At 34.2% G+C, this 18,347-nt stretch carries 15 protein-coding genes and 2 pseudogenes; 6 read left to right on the top strand and 11 right to left on the bottom strand.

All coding sequences use genetic code 11. From position 1 onward, the window contains the following. Window position 1 precedes the first annotated feature (1 nt). From OCV67_RS05360 to OCV67_RS05340, 5 genes are all read right to left on the bottom strand, one after another. The gene (locus tag OCV67_RS05360) at window positions 2-1,090 is read right to left on the bottom strand and encodes a glycosyltransferase (RefSeq protein WP_147642960.1); all 1,089 of its coding nucleotides are present in this window, start codon (window positions 1,088-1,090) and stop codon (window positions 2-4) included. After that, complete coding sequence (locus OCV67_RS05355; RefSeq protein ID WP_147642959.1) at window positions 1,087-1,911, bottom strand: glycosyltransferase; 825 nt, start codon at window positions 1,909-1,911, stop codon at window positions 1,087-1,089. Before OCV67_RS05355 ends, OCV67_RS05360 begins: the two co-directional genes overlap by 4 nt. Window positions 1,912-1,918: 7 nt before the next feature. Beyond that, window positions 1,919-3,319: an exopolysaccharide biosynthesis polyprenyl glycosylphosphotransferase gene (locus OCV67_RS05350; RefSeq protein ID WP_147642958.1), complete on the bottom strand. Its 1,401-nt coding sequence runs from the start codon at window positions 3,317-3,319 to the stop codon at window positions 1,919-1,921. A gap of 151 nt (window positions 3,320-3,470) precedes the next feature. Further along, on the bottom strand, window positions 3,471-4,547 hold the full coding sequence (locus tag OCV67_RS05345) for a site-specific integrase (protein WP_147642957.1): 1,077 nt from the start codon (window positions 4,545-4,547) through the stop codon (window positions 3,471-3,473). A 409-nt stretch (window positions 4,548-4,956) separates the two neighbouring features. Further along, window positions 4,957-7,335, bottom strand: coding sequence for an ATP-dependent Clp protease ATP-binding subunit (locus tag OCV67_RS05340; protein WP_147642956.1), 2,379 nt, complete (start codon window positions 7,333-7,335; stop codon window positions 4,957-4,959). A gap of 209 nt (window positions 7,336-7,544) precedes the next feature. Between OCV67_RS05340 and OCV67_RS05335 the strand changes: the two genes are divergently transcribed. Beyond that, window positions 7,545-7,694 carry a hypothetical protein gene (locus OCV67_RS05335; protein ID WP_178085012.1) on the top strand — a complete coding sequence of 50 codons (150 nt, stop codon included), beginning with the start codon at window positions 7,545-7,547 and terminating at the stop codon, window positions 7,692-7,694. 60 nt (window positions 7,695-7,754) lie between these two features. Here the strand turns inward: OCV67_RS05335 and OCV67_RS13710 are convergent, their stop codons facing one another. The 3 genes and pseudogenes from OCV67_RS13710 to OCV67_RS13700 form a co-directional block, all read right to left on the bottom strand. Further along, window positions 7,755-7,976, bottom strand: coding sequence for a hypothetical protein (locus OCV67_RS13710; protein ID WP_394802683.1), 222 nt, complete (start codon window positions 7,974-7,976; stop codon window positions 7,755-7,757). Between the two features lie 150 nt (window positions 7,977-8,126). Continuing rightward, window positions 8,127-9,107, bottom strand: a pseudogene (locus OCV67_RS13705) (ATP-dependent helicase); the annotation flags it as partial. Window positions 9,108-9,146: 39 nt separating this feature from the next. Then, a pseudogene (locus OCV67_RS13700) lies at window positions 9,147-10,043 on the bottom strand (ATP-dependent helicase); the annotation flags it as partial. Window positions 10,044-10,275: 232 nt separating this feature from the next. Between OCV67_RS13700 and OCV67_RS05325 the strand changes: the two are divergent. The 4 genes from OCV67_RS05325 (at window position 10,276) to OCV67_RS05310 (ending at window position 15,985) form a co-directional block, all read left to right on the top strand. Next, a complete protein-coding gene (locus OCV67_RS05325) occupies window positions 10,276-11,610 on the top strand; it encodes a sodium-dependent transporter (protein ID WP_147642954.1) in 1,335 nt (444 codons plus the stop codon). Between the two features lie 90 nt (window positions 11,611-11,700). Continuing rightward, window positions 11,701-13,062: an AI-2E family transporter gene (locus OCV67_RS05320; RefSeq protein ID WP_178085011.1), complete on the top strand. Its 1,362-nt coding sequence runs from the start codon at window positions 11,701-11,703 to the stop codon at window positions 13,060-13,062. Between the two features lie 17 nt (window positions 13,063-13,079). Then, the gene (gene nadA, locus OCV67_RS05315; RefSeq protein ID WP_178085010.1) at window positions 13,080-14,003 is read left to right on the top strand and encodes a quinolinate synthase NadA; all 924 of its coding nucleotides are present in this window, start codon (window positions 13,080-13,082) and stop codon (window positions 14,001-14,003) included. A 116-nt stretch (window positions 14,004-14,119) separates the two neighbouring features. Then, window positions 14,120-15,985 carry a cellulase family glycosylhydrolase gene (locus tag OCV67_RS05310; RefSeq protein WP_147642951.1) on the top strand — a complete coding sequence of 622 codons (1,866 nt, stop codon included), beginning with the start codon at window positions 14,120-14,122 and terminating at the stop codon, window positions 15,983-15,985. Window positions 15,986-16,050: 65 nt separating this feature from the next. On the opposite strand, the gene OCV67_RS05305 is transcribed toward OCV67_RS05310, so the two are convergent. Genes OCV67_RS05305 through OCV67_RS05295 form a run of 3 tightly spaced genes read right to left on the bottom strand, consistent with a single transcriptional unit; the run spans window position 16,051 to window position 17,595 of the window. Then, window positions 16,051-16,824, bottom strand: a complete 774-nt coding sequence (locus tag OCV67_RS05305; RefSeq protein ID WP_147642950.1) for a YdcF family protein — start codon at window positions 16,822-16,824, stop codon at window positions 16,051-16,053. Further along, the gene (locus tag OCV67_RS05300) at window positions 16,824-17,177 is read right to left on the bottom strand and encodes a DRTGG domain-containing protein (RefSeq protein ID WP_147642949.1); all 354 of its coding nucleotides are present in this window, start codon (window positions 17,175-17,177) and stop codon (window positions 16,824-16,826) included. Before OCV67_RS05300 ends, OCV67_RS05305 begins: the two co-directional genes overlap by 1 nt. Beyond that, window positions 17,164-17,595 carry an ATP-binding protein gene (locus OCV67_RS05295; protein ID WP_147642948.1) on the bottom strand — a complete coding sequence of 144 codons (432 nt, stop codon included), beginning with the start codon at window positions 17,593-17,595 and terminating at the stop codon, window positions 17,164-17,166. Before OCV67_RS05295 ends, OCV67_RS05300 begins: the two co-directional genes overlap by 14 nt. Before the next feature lie 254 nt (window positions 17,596-17,849). On the opposite strand from OCV67_RS05295, the gene OCV67_RS05290 reads away from it, so the two are divergent. After that, window positions 17,850-18,347 (top strand): NADH-quinone oxidoreductase subunit NuoE family protein, encoded by a 498-nt coding sequence (locus tag OCV67_RS05290; RefSeq protein WP_147642947.1) that lies wholly within the window; start codon window positions 17,850-17,852, stop codon window positions 18,345-18,347.

Below are 18,347 nucleotides of genomic sequence, written 5' to 3'. Positions count from 1 at the left end.
TTCATCTCATTTCAATAATTTTAAGCCATTTTTTTATAATAGTATCAATATTATATTGTTCTCTCACATAAGGATTGTTTTTACGCATTTTTAAACGATATATTTTATTGTTCAAGATTTTTACTATGGCGCTTTTCAATGCTCTCACATCGCCGACTGGAACTATAATTCCGTTTTCACTGCCAATTAATTCACGGGCAATTCCGCTTTGAAAATCAGTAGAAATAACCGGAAGTCCCATTGCCATAGCTTCTAACAAAACATTTGGAAATCCTTCATAATTTGAAGAAAGAACAAATAAAGCTGCACCATTTATACGATCATGCAAATCACTGACGCTTCCCTCAAGAATTATTTTATCACCTAACTGCAACTCGTTTATTTGACTTTGAAGAGTATTTCTTTGAGGTCCTTCTCCATATATCTTTAAGGTTACACTAATATTTATTTCCTTGAGTACCATACTAAAAGCTTCTATCAACAAAGAAAAATTTTTTTGTGGGTCAAGTCTTCCTGATGCAACAATTTCCATAGGCTTTCTTTCTTCAATAATTTCAGGTAATTTTAATGAAAACAACGGATTAGCTATAATACATCTATTTTGAACAAAGCTGTAATAATCAAACATGACGTTCCCTTGACAAACAAACATATCCGTACTTTGATATATTTTATTCAGAATTCGCTGATAAATAATGTTTCGTTCAGAAGGGGCAGCACGTTCAGAAGAAATCCATTTGAAATTATGATATTTTCCATACTTTTTTACCATATAAGTTATAATATCAGCAGTAGTAAGCATTGAAATCACAACATCCGGCTTTATATCATCAATTATTTTTGATATATATTTTACTGCCTTAAACAATTCCTTTATCATACTAAACTGTCGCAATACAGATTTTTTACTTACATTGCAGGACGCACCAATATAATTTATCTCTTTATTCAATGAATAAAACGATTCACCGGAAATAAAAGTTGTTAAGGTAACGTCATAATCATTCTCTGAAAGATAATTTGCAATATGTGCGGTTACTCTCTCCGCACCCCCGCCGCCCATACGTGGTATAATAAACATAATGTTCATATTATTTTTCTCCTCAATATTTTATCCGAAATTAATTTCATAACAGGCATGGGAGCAAAAAATAAAATCATTTGACCTATTGTTACATAAATTAAATCCGTAATCGAACAATGCCCACGTTTCCATATTGCATATGTTACTTCAATTGTACTTTTACAATAAGTCCAGCTTTTTCTTCTTTTATAGTTATCGGCATTGGAACGAAACAGCAATAAAGATTCATTTATATTTCTTGCTTTACAGCCCATATTAATCATACGGGAAAATAAATCCCTATCCTGTTTTCTTCTGATTTTTCCATATCCGCCGCACCTGATAACTTCAGATTTTTTATACATTATTGTCGGATGATTAAATGGCTGAATACGACCTATTTTTTTAACAATTTGTTCATGCTCTGATGGTACAACACGTGAGCATTTTATCTCTGTCGGATTATCCCAGAATTCATCAATATTTGAACCGACTATCACAAGATTTTCATCTGATTCAAAAAGCTTAACCTGCTTCTCGCATCTTTCAGGTAACGAAATATCGTCAGAATCCATTCTTGCAACGAGTTCGTTTCTACAGTGCTGGAGTCCGATATCAAGTGCCATACCCAACCCTACATTTACCTTCAGTTCAATAACGGTAAATAAATCGCTGTACTTTTCCTTATATAACATCACCATTTTATGTAAAAAATCATTTAATTTTCCGTCTTCAACAATTACAAATTGTTCCGGCTTCAATGTCTGATTTAACATACTATCAATAGCTTGCTTTAGATATTGCGGGTTTTCTTTATAATATACGGACATTAAAACACTGTAATTCATATTCCTTTCACTTCCTCAATAATTCTTTCTCTTTTATTTCCTTAAGCCTGCTATCAGCTTCATAAAAACCTTCTGTACTTTCTTTTTTAAACAGTATACGTAAGGTCATAAGTATTATCTTTATATCAAGTGCAAATGAATAATTTTCAATGTACATTAAATCAAGTCTGAGTTTATCTATAGCTGTTGTATTGTATTTACCATATACCTGTGCATATCCTGTCAGACCGCCCTTAACTTTGTTGCGAAATTCAAATTCAGGAATATCCTTTCTGTAAATCTCACAATGCTCGACACGTTCGGGACGCGGTCCTACGATTGACATATCGCCTTTAATTATATTAAGCAGTTGCGGAAGCTCATCTATACGCAATGCTCGAATCACCTTTCCAACTTTTGTGATTCTGTTATCATTATCTATGGCAGGATGTGGTTTTCCGTCAGATTCAGCATCTTCAATCATAGAACGAAATTTTAAAATATCAAATTTTTTGCCGTTTCGTGTTACACGTTTTTGACGGTAAAATACCGTTCCACCATCCTCAAGTTTGATAGCCGCCGCAACAATAAGCATTATAAAAGATGACGGTATCATGGCTGTTAAACAAAAAATCAAGTCCATAGTTCTCTTTACAAAACGCTGCACCAAACTCAAACCACATCCATGAATAAGCTTGAGAGGGGTGTCAAACAAGGTTATATCTTTACTTCCTGAATATATAATATCAGATAAAATTGGCACGGAATATACACGTATTGAGTTACTATAGCAGTATTTAAGAATTTTATTGCGCAATTCTGCCTTAATGTCATTTAAAATAACAGCATCGTAATTTTCAAATTCTGTAATAATTTCTTCAAAAGTATAATCATCACAATATATCATACGTTCAATACAATACTTATCTTTTCTCTGATCCATTTTTTTCTTCAGAAGAAGTGAATTTTCTCTTCCATAAAGCATTATCATATGTTTCGGAACACAATATTTATGATATATTGCAGTAAAACTTAACGATAATAAAAACGCTGCTGCAATATCAATTACAGTCATAAGTATTATAGGAAAAAAAGATATCATATTATGAGCTATAAGACATATTTGAAAATATGTAATACAATTAAGAATAATTATTGACAATCCCTGTGATATAATTATATCTGTAAACTTCATATATCCGAATTTAAAAGCATCCGAATACAAAAAAAGCATAAACATAATAAAAGCATATATAAGTATAAGAATATAACCTCCGCCACTCAAAAGCGGTATATGATACATGAATTTCCATATAAGAAAAAAAATAAATGAAAGAATCATAATTTCAAAAATAAATTCAACTTTTCTTATAAAGCTTTTTATCTCATCAAATTGGATATGTACTTTTTTATAATTCAATCTAGTCATAAAAACTCATTTCCTCCAAATAACACCTTTTTAATCACAGCTTCCCCGATTTTGGCCAGGTATTGTCTCATAACAGCTATATAATTGGATATAATACATTCATAACCAATTATTAAAATTCGCAAAAGAACATATTTCACGATAAACTTGTTTATACACAAATAGTTATACGGTTCATATATTCAGTTTTTTGTTCAAATGACGAATGAACATAGCGGTTAAGCGTTATTTCAACACTTGAATGACCGAGTATTTCAGAAAGTGCCTTGATATCAAAGCCAAGTCTTATACAATTTGATGCAAACATATGCCTCAGAGCATGAAAGTGAACTGACGGCAAATTAACGTTTTTGAGTATTTTAGCAAAACGATACTGCATTGTCCTCGGCTCAATTACCCTTGAAGTACCCGAAACAACAAAATCTTCATCATTTTCTCTCATTTCTTTGAGAAAAGCAACAACAACTTCGGGTATCGGTATAATACGCTTCGAAGATTCACTTTTCGGTTCTGTTATTATAAGCTTAGTCTTTCTGTCTGCTTCGTGAAGTTGTATTCTCTGAACAGTTTTACTGACGGTCAGAATACGTTTTTCAAGGTCAATGTCTTTCCATTGAAGTGCACAAAGTTCACCAATTCTGATACCTGTTGTCATGGCTAGAGTTATGCCTAAGGTTGTTGAATTGTGGATTTTAGAGACATATTCTTCAAGACAAAGCTGTTCTTTTTTATCTAAAAGCCTTATGTCAGAGGTTTTCTTTCTCGGCAGTGACACTCCCTCCAAAGGATTATAGATACAGTAGGTCTTAACAGCATATTTAAAAACTGATTTCATTAGTACAATAATATCACCTATATATCTGTTTGATAAACCCTCATTTCGTTTCTTTTCTATAAAAGAATACATCTTATCGGAATTGATATCCGATGCCGGAATATGCCCAAATTCGGGAAGTATATGGTTCAATGCCTTCGTACGATAATTTGCAAGGGTTGACTCCTTAACCCTGTAGCATATACTTTTATACCACTCACCAAAAAGTTCATCGACTGTTTTTGAAGTGCTGCGGATAGAATTTTTTCTCAGTTCATCAATTTTATTTCTAACTGCTTCCCTACTTTTTCCAAAAATATAAAGGAACTTTCGTTTGCCGTTCTCCTTTTTGCCCTGCGAAATTCTTCCTTCCCAACGACCATCTTGTCTTAAATAAATATTATATCCGTCCATATTCTCCTCCAATACCAATTTTTTTCAAAAAGCTATTGCATTTTATATTACTAAATGCTATAATAAAGGATAGTGTATTATAGAAATTTTCGCAAATTATGTTCTTTTGCGAAATCTTTTATTATATTTATGAGATTTATAACTGATATGACTATCAGGAAAGAAAAATAAAATAGTCAGAAAAAAAATTATGTAAAGTTTTTTTATTCAGAGAAATAATTGAGACGGAATTAACCGTCTTTTTTTACTGCTCGAAAAAATGTCCTATATTTTTATACTTTTCAGGTTTAATACCCGTTAAAAAAAGAAACCCACAGACCAAAGCCTGTGGGCAGTACATAATATTAAATTCTCCGTTAGCGATTTCATACAATATTCGCAAGAGTTTTGTTATTTTATACCAATTTAGTTACGAAGGATTAGTATTATATACAAGCGGACTTGCAAGCTTAAATTCTCCCTCGTCATAAATAACTTCAATTTCTTCACCTTTATTTATATGACCCTCCAGAAGCTGCTGAGAAATAAGATTTTCAATTTTTTCCGAAACAGAACGTTTAATATACCTTGCACCATATTTTTTTACTTCACTTTCATTAATAAGTTCATCAGGAACATTACTGTCAAAATTCAGCTTTATACCTATTTTTTCAGCTCTTTCTTTTAATTCATTCAGCATCTTTACGGTAATTGCATTAAGATCGCCTTTCTCCAAAGGTTTGAATATCACTATTTCATCAAGTCTGTTAATTAATTCAGGCTTTAACTGCCTTTTCAATTCAGATTTAACCTTACTGTTGACATCAGAATCATTATTTTCTCCGAATCCCAGTCTGACGCTTTCAGACATTAATTCAGAACCTATATTGGAAGTAAGAATTATAAGTGTATTTTTAAAATCAGTTTTCCTGCCTTTAGAATCTGTCAGAACTCCGTCTTCAAGAATTTGCAAAAGAATATTCAATACTTCAGGATGCGCTTTTTCAATTTCATCAAATAAAAGAACACAGTAAGGTTTACGTCTGATTTTATCGGTAAGAGTACCGCTTTCATCAAATCCCGCATATCCCGGAGGCGCTCCTATAAGCTTTGAAACAGAATGCTTTTCCATATATTCGGACATATCAATTTTAATAAGATTTCTTTCACTGTCAAAAATAAATTCTGCCGCCGCTTTTGAAAGTTCTGTTTTACCTACCCCTGTAGGACCCATAAAAATAAAAGAACCTATAGGCTTATTCGGTTCTTTTAAACCTGTCCTGCTTCGTCTTATTGCTTTGGCAATAGCAGAAACCGCCTTTTCCTGTCCGATAACTCTTTTTCGCAGATTACTTTCCAGATTTAATAATTTGCTTTCTTCATCCTTTGAAATACTCTTTACAGGTATCCCCGTCCATTCTGAAACTACGCCTGCCGTATCGTCAACTGTAATTTTTACCGGACGCAATACGGAATTTTTTGATTTCTTTTTAAATGCCTTTTCAATACTTTCTAATGTAATAAATTCATCTGTCATTTGTAAGACATCATTTTTTTCTCTTGATGATTCCTTCCTTGCTCCGCGTATTTTAGCCTTTGACGCCGCCTCATCAATAATATCGATTGCTTTATCAGGCAAAAATCTGTCATTTATATATCTAACAGACAGATTCACAGCAGATTTTATAACCTCATCACTTATTATTACATTATGATAATTTTCATATTGTTCACGCAGACCTTTTAATATATTAAATGTCTGATCTTCATCAGGTTCGCTTATCAGTACCGGTTGAAATCTTCTTTCAAGAGCAGAATCCTTTTCAATATTTTTTCTGTATTCTTCTATAGTTGTAGCGCCGATTATCTGTATCTCTCCCCTTGCAAGCTGAGGTTTAATAATATTAGCCGCATCAATTGCTCCCTCTGCCGCACCGGCGCCTACAATAGAATGAATTTCATCTATAAATAGTATTACGTTGCCAACATTAATTACTTCTTCAATACATGTTTTTATTCTCTCCTCAAAATCTCCTCTGTATTTTGCTCCGGCAAGCATTGCGGTAAGATCCAATGAAAAAATATTTTTATTTTTAAGCTCATCAGGTACCTTTCCGCTTACAAAAATTTGTGCTAATCCCTCTACTATAGCTGTTTTACCTACTCCGGCTTCACCAATAAGACATGGATTATTTTTATTGCGTCTTGCTAAAATCTGTAAAACCCTTTCAATTTCCTTTTCCCGTCCTATAAGAGGATCATGTTTTCTTTCAAGAGCTTCCTCTGTAAGACTTTTTCCGTATTTATAAAGTGTGGGAATTTGTTTTCTGTCCGGCTGACTGTATTTTAAAACCTCTGCCGGTATCTCCCCTGTATATGCGCCTGCACAGTCATTATAAAGCTTTGCCGGATTTGCTCCCATTGCCCTAAGAAAACTCATTGCTCCGCAGCCGGGTTCCTTTAAGAGCGACATGAAAATATGCTCAGTACCTACAAGCTTCGTACCCGACGATTCCGCAGCAGCTGCTGCACTGTTAAATATTCTTCTCAATGCAGGAGTAAAATTGTCATATGTCAGATGTGTTTTTTCACCTTTGCCGATAAACAATACCATTTGATCGTATATATCATTAAGCGTTATATTATTTGATTTCAGTACAGAAGCCGCAATATTTCCGCCCTCCTGAACAAACCCCAATATAATGTGCTCTGTACCAACATAAGTATGCCCCATCTGAGACGCCGCTTCGATTGCCGTTTCAATAGAATTTACTGCTCTTCTTGTAAACATCTCAAAATTATTATTCATCAGTCCACTCACCTTTCATATTAATCCATTAATAAGTATGCCACGAAATCAATGCGATATATGTCGATGTAATTCAAATAATTAATTTTAATTTCTTCCGATAAATCTGTAACACATTTTTCACTATAACATATTATGTACTATGAAACGGATTCAAACAATAAAGTTTCCGCTTCAATACATTTTATTTATTAAAGGAGTTGCTAATTATGGGTTGTGGATGCGGTTTTTCAGGAAATGGTAGTTGCTGGTGGATCATTATTTTAATTCTTTTGTTCTGCTGCTGCGGTAACAATGGTTCTATGAACAATAATGGCTGCGGCTGTGGCTGCAATGACAATTGTGGCTGTGGATGCTAATTCCTGAGCATTAACAAATACCCTCCGGATAATTTTCCGGAGGGTATAATTTTTGCTATTTTATATTTTCTGTAATTTTGCAAATGTTGCCATAATTTTTTTAGTACCCACTTTTTCAAATGCAATTTCAAGCATAGCATCGCTTGCCATTTGCTTCACACTAAGTATAGTCCCCTCTCCGAAAATATTATGTTTTACTCTTTCTCCAGCAGAATATAAAGCTGCCGAAGCCGAAGGAACAGACTTACTTTTATTTTTTGCAAGCTGCTGCTGTAAGCTCATTGACTTAACCGCCTGTACAGGAGGCTTGTCCGATTTGCCGACAATAGTATTATCTTTCTTTTCAATAAGATTTTTATCAATTTCTTTTATAAATCTTGATGTGAAATTACGCTGTGTTGTTCCGAAAAGCATTCTCTGAGAAGCGCTGCTTAAAAACAGACGCTCTTTTGCTCTTGTAATTGCAACATATGCAAGACGTCTTTCTTCTTCAAGCTCTTCTTCACTGTCAAAGCATCTTCCGCTAGGGAAAATCCCGTCTTCCATTCCCACTGCAAAAACATTTGTAAATTCCAGTCCTTTTGCTGAATGAACAGTCATCATAACAACGGCGTCCGCATCCGCATCCATTTTATCAATATCGGTATAAAGAGCGATTTCTTCAAGAAATCCGTTAAGCGAAGGTTCTTCTGCATCTTCCATATATGAAATAATAGTAGATTTAAGTTCGTTAATATTTTCAAGTCTTGTGATGCCTTCGTCTCCCAGACTTTTCATATATTCCAGATAACCTGTTTTTTTCAGGAGTTCATCAAAAAATTTGTCCAAAGGATTTTCGTCCGCAAATTCAGCAAGATAATCAAATATAGCCGCAGTTTTCTTTAAAGCCGCAGATTTTTTGGCAAGCATAGGATATTCGTCGGCATTCCTCATTACTTCAAGAGGCGTCAGACCCAAATCTCCGGTAATATCGTCAAGAAGGGCAAGTGTACTGTCACCTATACCCCTTTTAGGTTCATTTATAATTCTTCTCATTCTCAGGGAATCATTATTATTATTTATTACTGCCATATAAGAAGTAATATCCTTTATCTCCTTACGGTCGTAAAATCTCATACCTCCGAACACACGATAAGGAACTCCGCTTTTTACAAATGCCTGTTCAATGAGATTAGACTGGGCATTCATTCTATAAAGTACGGCGTTATCTCCAAATCTGCCGCCGTTTTTAACATACTCCATAACCTTCGAAGCTACAAAAGAAGCTTCATCACGCTCATCCTGAGCCTTATACCATATTATTTTATCTCCCTGACCGCTGTCCGTCCATAATTCTTTTGGTTTTCTTGAGGAATTATTCTTAATAACTGAATTGGCAGCGTCAAGAATAGTCTGAGTCGAACGGTAATTCTGTTCAAGTCTTATTACTCGGCTGCCGACAAACTGTTTTTCAAAGCTTAAAATATTTTCTATCGTAGCTCCTCTGAATTTATAAATACTCTGATCGTCGTCGCCTACAACGCATAAATTATTATGCTTTGAAGATAAAAGACTTACCAGTCTGAACTGCGCCTGATTTGTATCCTGATACTCGTCCACCATAATATACTTGTAGCGGTTCTGATAATATTCCAGAGTTTCGGGAAAATCATTTAGTATTTTTACTGTAAGCTTTATAATATCGTCAAAATCCACAGCATTTGAAGCAAATAATTTTTTCTGATATTCACGGTATATTTTTGCGATAACTGTCCTTCTGTAATCATTTGCAGCGTCCTCAGCCATATCTTCAGGCTCCATAAGCCTGTCCTTCGCAAAGCCTATTTCAGACAAAACAGATCTTGGCGGAAACTGTTTTTCGGATACTCCAAGTTCATTCATACATGCCTTGACAACTCGCTGACTGTCATCAGAATCATATATCGTAAAACTGCTCTGATATCCTAGTTTATCAATTTCACGTCTTAATATTCTAACGCATGCGGAATGAAATGTTGCCGCATTGATATTATCTCCGTCCTCTCCCAGAAGGGTACGAAGCCTTTCTTTAAGCTCGCCCGCAGCCTTGTTTGTAAAAGTAATGGCAAGTATATTCCATGGCTTTATAGGACGTACTGCAATAGTTTCCCTAAGCTGTTCCAGATCGGCGTCGCTGCCGTTTATATAGTTTTCAAGGAAGCGGCAGTCCTCTGCACTACCCTGATAAGAGTCGTCATAATAAGCGTCTCCAAAATTGATCATATTTGCAATACGATTTACAATAACCGTTGTTTTTCCGCTTCCTGCTCCGGCAAGAACAAGAACCGGACCGTTTACTGCAAATACTGCTTCTTTCTGTTTTTCATTCATTCTTCCGAAATATTTTTTTAAAGCTTTTCTTTTCAATTCGTAAAATGATAGCGATGACATGATTTCTCTCCCTATAAAATAAATTTAAAAAATCTTTACGTTTATTATATCACATTTTTCAAATAAAGAAAAGAGATTATATCAAATTAAAAATTAAATTAATAACTTTACAATAACTGCATAAAATAATGCAGAAAGTATAACGTTAATGAATGGAGTAAATAAAATTATTATGAAAAAACGCGATCAGTGGTCATCAAACTTCGGTTTTCTTATGGCTGCGGCCGGTTCGGCAGTAGGATTAGGAAACCTGTGGAAGTTTCCTTATGTTGTAGGAATGAACGGCGGAGGTATTTTTATTATAGCATATGTGATCCTTTTAGTATTACTTGGCGCTCCTATACTTATGTCAGAAATGGCTATAGGAAGAAACACACGTTTGAATCCTATCGGCGCATGCAATAAAATAAAAAACGGATGGGGATTCGTAGGCGGATTAGGCGTGCTGGGAGCTTTCATAATACTCTGCTACTACAGCGTTATAGGCGGATGGGTTTTAAAATACTTGTTTAAATATATTATATCTTCATCAATAGATAACCCTTCTGAATATTTTAAAAATTTTACCGAATCTATTTACGAACCAATTTTATGGCATATTACTTTTGCAATTATATGTATTATAATCGTAATGAAAGGAATTTCCGGAGGGATTGAAAAAATAAGCAAAATTTTTCTTCCTATGCTTGCAGTATTTATTATAATAATTGCAATCAATGTAATAAAATTGCCAAACGCATTAAACGGTTTAAAATTTTTCATTATTCCCGATCTGTCAGCGGTAAGTTCTTTTTCCGATATATTTTCTATATTGCTTAACGCAATGGGACAGGTTTTTTTCAGTCTGAGTCTGGGAATGGGTACGCTTATCACCTACGGCAGCTATTTAAGCCGCAGTTCAAATATACAAAAAAATTCCTTATATATTCCTGTTTTTGATCTGATCATAGCTTTGCTGGCATGTACTGCAATTCTTCCTGCTGTTTTCGCATTTAACCTCGAACCCACAGCCGGTTCAGGACTGCTTTTCAATACTCTTCCTTACGTTTTTGACCATATGAAGTACGGTAAATATCTTGCTGTTATTTTTTTTCTGCTGGTATTTTTTGCCGCAGTTACATCGGCAATTTCATTAATTGAAGTTATAGCATCATACTTTATTGATAATATGAAATGGTCAAGAAAAAAAGCGTGTATAATTCCCGGTATAGGATTTATATTGCTAGGGACTGCCGCTTCGCTTTCCTTTGGAATTTTTAACAAGATCAGATTTTTCGGTCATTCAATATTCGATATGCTGATGATATTGTCCGATAAAATTATCATGCCTATAGGAGGATTATGTATCTGCATACTTGTCGGGTATATCTGGAAAACCAAAAATATGTTTGAAGAATTATCGTCAGGCGGATTATATAAAGTATATTTTAAAAAAACCTTAACATTTCTTATTAAATTCTTTGCACCTGTAATGATAATTATTATATTTATTACATCTTTCTTCTAATTATACAAAAAACATTATAAAAAAGTATTCCATTTTTTCAGAAAATGATGTATAATTAAATTATAAGTTTGTGAGAAAATGGAGATTTCTATGAAAATTAAATTTAATACTAAAAGCAATACCGTTGCGGTATACTGTATACTTGTTTTTGCTGCATGTCTTTTTCTGGTGGCTTTAGTTTTTAAATATAATACTTTTCTTTACTATATTCATAAAATAATTAAAGTACTCTCTCCGATAATCTGGGGAATAGTTTTTGCATATATTTTAAATCCGTTTGTTATATTATGTGATAAGCATTTAAAAAAGCTATTCCGCAGGACAAAAAAGTGCAGATCTATAAGCCGAACTGTTTCTATAGGAATTTCACTTATATTAATGCTGGGCATTATTATCGCTATTGTATGCTCTATCGTTCCTGAAATATTAAACACTCTGGAAGATTTTATACAAAGTCTGCCTGCATATTTTAATAATCTTCAAAATTTTCTTACTAATAAAATAAGCTCTATTCTTGAAAAGAATCCGAAAATCAACGATTTTCTTAATAGCGAATTCAATAATATCCAGCATGTTATTCTTGATTATGTGAAAAAATTTGAACCTATGCTAGACAGCTTAATCGCAAAGGACGGTATTATTGCAAATGTTACAGGAAGCGCATGGTCCTTTATAATCGGTTTAAAGGACTGCCTTTTAGGACTTATTGTCTCAATTTATCTTCTTTACAACAAAGAAACCTTTATTGCACAAGCTAAAAAAATCGTATACGCAATCCTTCCGGAAAGGCCCAGAAATACTGTACTGAAAATTGCATCGCAAACTAACCATACATTCAGTCATTTTCTTACCGGTAAAGCGCTTGACTCTTTTATTATAGGAATACTTACATTTATTGGTCTCCAATTTATGGGACTTAAAAATTATGCGGTACTTCTGAGCGTTGTTATAGGTATAACAAATATGATTCCGTTTTTCGGGCCGATTATAGGAGCTGTTCCGTGCGGACTCCTCATTCTTCTGACCACTCCGGAAAAAACAATTATTTTCATTATTTTTATATTACTTCTTCAGCAATTTGACGGAAATATACTAGGGCCTAAAATTATTGGAAATTCACTTGGATTATCGTCTTTCTGGATTATTTTTGCTATTTTTGTAGGCGGAGGACTTTTCGGTCCTATTGGAATGATTGTATTTATCCCTATTTTTGCGGTATTTTACAATATAATAAGAGAATGGGTAAATACTAAACTGGAAAGAAAAAAATTACCTGTTTCAACGGCATATTATAAATGCGAAGATGAACAGAAAAGCAGTAAAAAGTCACCTTCAAGATTTATTAAGCTTTATAAAAAAAGTAAAAAAATCTTATTGAATAATAAAAAATCAAAAACCGAAAGCAACAATGAAAAACAATCTTCAGATACTGAAGATTTTAATAAACAATAATTATTCCGGAGGGTATTATGATAAAAAATATACAAGAAGAAATACTAAAATTAAAAAAAGAAAAAAATGCCGTAATACTTGCGCATTCATACCAGGCAAAAGAAATTGTTGAAATTGCCGATGAAACAGGTGATTCATATGCTTTAAGTACGGCAGCTGCAAAGTATGACTGCGATTCTTTTATCATGTGCGGAGTACACTTTATGGCGGAAACCGTTAAAATGCTTTCCCCCGATAAAAGAGTTTTTCTTGCAAATTCAGAAGCAGGCTGTCCCATGGCTGAACAGATGGACCCTTTTATAATCTCTCAGTTAAAAGAAAAAGAACCCGACCGTACTGTAGTTGCATACATAAATACCACCGCAGCATTAAAAACAGTCTGCGATGTATGCGTCACATCTGCTACAGCCGTAAAAATTGTAGATAGAATCAAAAACAATAAAATCTTATTTATACCTGACTGTAATCTGGGCAGCTATGTACAAAAACAGCTTCCTGACAAGGATATAAAACTTTTGCAGGGCGGTTGTCCCGTACACGCATCCGTTACATTGCAAGACCTTAAAAGCGTAAAAGAAAAACATCCGGAAGCTTTGGTACTTGTTCATCCGGAATGCCGTCCGGAGGTTACCGACGCCGCCGACTACATAGGTTCAACATCCGGTATAATGAAATATGCAATGGAATCAGACCATAAGGAATTTATTATCGGTACGGAAATAAGTATTACCGAACATCTCCAGTATAAATGTCCGGATAAAGAATTTTACAATCTTTCAAAGAAAATTTTATGTCCTAACATGAAGCTTACTACTCTTATGGACGTTTATAAAACCTTGCAGAATCTGGACAACGGTAAAGCGTTTGAAATCAAAATGGATATGGAAGAAATTGAAAAAGCCAAGGTTTGTATTAATGAAATGATAAGACTGGGCGAATAAATTAAATCCAAAAATTCCGCAGTAAAATTATTTTCTGCGGAATTTTGCTTTATTGTTCAAAATTTATTGACTTATGCTTTATTTTATGTTAAAATTTCATAAAGGAGGCTGATAATATGAAAATAATGAAAATATTCAGGTCATTAGTTGCGGCTGCCGTTCTTGTAAGCTGTTTTGCTATACACGCACATGGAGCGTTTAATGATAACACAATTAACGGCGATCTAAATTCCGATATGACAGTTGACATTGATGATGTAAAAATTTTATCTGATTTTCTGATTAACAATGAATGTACTATCAGCGGAAATGCAGATATAAACAATGACGGAAACGTTAATATATTCGACCTTATTAAACTAAAAAGAATGTTGGTCAGCTCCGACGGATATACCGGATTTATAAAAGCAGACGGTAAGCTTCTTGTCGATGAAACCGGAAAACAATACATGATCAAAGGAATGGCTTTCGGAAATAATGTATGGAGCAATCCTTCATATCCGCCTGAAAACCTCCATCACACTGAAGAAAGCTATAAAGAACTTGCCGATATGGGATTTAATTCCGTTAGATTCTATATTAATTATGGATTATTTGAATCTGACAGCAACCCGTATACATACAATGAAAAAGGATTTGAATGGCTTGATAAGAATATAAGTCAGGCAAAAAAATACGGTATAAGACTGCTGTTCAATATGCATTATCCTCAGGGAGGTTACCAATCCCAGGGAAACGGCGAGGCTCTATGGACTAATGAAGAAAATCAGAAGCGTCTTATTGCCCTATGGACAGAAATAGCCAGAAGATACAGTAACGAACCGTCAGTCCTCGGATATGGTATTGTAAATGAACCGGTAGTACCTATCGTCACCACTGCTGAAGACTGTCTTACTCAATGGCAGAAGCTCGCTCAGCAAATTACAGACGGTATAAGATCAGAAGATGAAAATCATCTTATATTTGTCGAAAGGCTCTGCGCTGCAAAAGATACTGAAACCGGACAATCTCAATGGGCCAATTTTAATGATGATAATAATTACGTACGGGTAAACGGCGATAATATCGTTTATGAATTTCATTACTATGAACCGCATATTTATACTCATCAGGGATTTGACTGGGCTGGTACAGGAGGCTATGACTATTCATATCCTGATGAAAATCTGGCAATGTCCTATGATTCCAAATGGGAGAACGCTACTTTTAACGGTGATTCGGCAGATCTGTCCGACGGAGAATGGCAGTATCTAGAAAGCTCGTTTATGAATATTAACAATGATAATTATAAGATTCTGAGTCTGGTTTTTCAAGCGCAGAATCTCGGTAAAAACGGTGTTGCATATGCGGATAATTTAAAAATTGACGAATATGATGAAAACGGTCAATTTATAAAAACAGTTTATTATGACGATTTTAACAAAAGTAATTTATTCTACTTCTGGTCAAATAACAGCTCCGGAAACGGATACCTGAGCACTTCTATTGGGTATGACGATAACACTTCTATCTGCATATACGGAACTACTGACGACGCTAATTTCGGAAAAAGCAATATCTCAGCAGTTCAGGGACATAAATATAAAGCAAGCGGATATTTTAAAGTTGTAAATGCTGAAAAGGACGCTGTTGTAAGACCACGTGTAGACGTATGGAGTTCTGATTCTGCCTATGTTCTTGACAAAAATTATATAGAAACAAGTCTTATTAATAATATTCAGTTTTCAATTGATAACAATGTTCCGGTTTACTGCGGTGAATTCGGCGCAGGTATAAATTGCTTTTCAGAGAACAGAGGCGGTGAACAATGGGTATCAGATGTAATTGATATTTGTTTTCAATACGGCATAAATTTTAATTACCACACCTACCATGAAAATAGTTTCGGTTTATACACTAATTCTCCCCTGTCGCCTCCAGATCAGCGTAATGACTCCCTGTACAATACACTTATATCAACGCTTACAGACAGTACCGATTAACATAAAAACCCGTATCATTTTATGATACGGGTTTTCCAAATTTCACTAGAAACCGATAATACTTTTTACTTCAATTCCTTTAAATATTCATTAGTGACAGCCATCCATTCCCTGACATAATAAGTCGGCGTCAAAGTAAGATTATAAAAATCTGTCACCGCATTTATTGCCGACGGTTCATATCCTAGTTTTTTAGCAATAAAACCGGCTCTATATTGATGAAATCCGTCTGTTACAATTGCAATATTTTTACCTATGCCCATTTCTTCAAGTATCCTGCAAGAATTTTCCAGATTCTCATAGGTATTAACAGACTTGTCCTCCATAATTATACGGTCAGGCTCAATACCATTTTCCACAAGATAATTTTTCATTGCCTGAGCTTCAGATATTTTTTCATCATCACCCTTTCCGCCTGATACAATACAGATTACATCTTCATTTTCCGACAGAAAAATCTCGGCTGCATCAAGACGTCTTTTCAACATTTTACTGGGATTTTCTCCGTTTACCTTACATCCAAGTGCTACAACTGCGTCCGCCTTGTCAGGGACTCTTTCCTTTGCATGAATCATTAATCCGGTAAGAACTAAAACATATATAAGTCCGGCAATTATAACGGCAGAAACTGAAATTATTATGATTTTTCCTCCCGTATGCTTCCATAATTCCATACAGAATAATCTGAATTTTTCCCAAAAAATCGTTATCAAAATTAAAATAATACATATAAGCATACCAAAAGCATTTCCGGGATTTAATATCTTTGACAATACCGGCAAAGCAAAAAATGCAAGTATTATAAATTCAAATGCCAATAAACCATATCTAATTTTCATCACTCCCCCTCCCTGACTGATTTATCGTTCATTATATTATTTACCGTTATGGCTGTTTCATAAACAGGATACTGGCTTAAAAAAATTGTAATTTTGTGTTCCTGAGCCGCTTTTAGAATATCCTGAGGAGGTTTAATTCCATCTGCCAATATTATACAGGCAATATTTTTAAGCTTAGCTACCGCTAAAGTATTCATATGAGCTATAACTGTAATCCATATATCATTATTATTTAATTTATTTAAGGCATAGCTATGAAGATCCGAGCATACAATATTATTGATAATACTGTTTGTCCCGTTATAGAAATATATTTTAAAAGCTCTATTATTAATTAAATCACTTATTTTCATTTACAAATACCTTCATTATCAATGTAGTTCCTATGCCGGCTTCAGAATAAATGTGCATTTCATCACTGTATTTCTGCATACTGCTGAATCCCATACCTTCGCCGAATCCCAAAGAACGGGCATGCTCGTCGGCAGTTGAATAACCGTCTTCAAGAGCTTTATCAATATCTTCAATACCCGGACCGTTATCCTTTAAAATCATTATTATACATTTATCGTCAATAATTATTTCAATTTTGCCACCGCCGGCATGAATAAGCATATTTATTTCGCCCTGATACAATGCTGTTGAAACCTTACGTACTACTTCCTGTGAAAAGCCCTTTGATTTCAGCTTTTCCTGAACGTCACCTGATACAAAACCCATATTGCTGAAATCGCTGTCATCTACAGTATAATGTAATTTTATTTTTTCCATAACATTTCCTCAATCCATATGTTTTTAATGATTATAGCATATTTTTAAGAAAAATAAAAGTACTTAACAATATAAAATACAATTATCAGATATTTTTTATGTTTGTGAATAAATTAACGTTATTGTTAATTATCAACAAAATTATGAGTATTTGATTAGTCATATAATCTATGGATTTTCTGATCGAAATATGTTAAAATTTTAATAAGGAGTGTGCTTTTTTGCATACTTTATATTATCAAGGAGGTTTAATAATGAGTAAAACCAAAAATACTGTTTCTTTTAATGGCACTGCTGAACAAAAAGAAGAGTTATTGAAAGTAATTGCCGAAAAGAAAAATGATAAAGGTGCTCTAATGCCTATTCTTCAGAAAGCACAGGATATTTATGGGTATCTTCCCATTGAAGTACAAACAATTATTTCTGACGAATTAAATATTCCGCTGGAAAAAATTTATGGCGTTGCTACATTCTATTCTCAGTTTTCACTAAATCCAAAGGGAAAATATAAGATATCAGTCTGTCTTGGTACGGCATGCTATGTTAAAGGCTCAGGCGATATTTTCAATAAGCTTCAGGAAAAGCTTGGCATCGCCGGCGGTGAATGTACACCTGACGGTAAATTCTCTCTGGAAGCATGCCGCTGTATCGGAGCCTGCGGTCTTGCACCGGTTCTGACTGTTAATGAAGATGTTTACGGTCGTCTAACAGTTGACGATATAGATGATATCCTTAAAAAATATGCTGACTAA

It is taken from the genome of Porcipelethomonas ammoniilytica (assembly GCF_025567485.1).
Taxonomy (GTDB): domain Bacteria; phylum Bacillota; class Clostridia; order Oscillospirales; family Ruminococcaceae; genus Porcipelethomonas; species Porcipelethomonas ammoniilytica.
The sequence above is the reverse complement of the archived record's forward strand: the minus strand, read 5'-3'. Positions and strand labels throughout refer to the sequence as shown.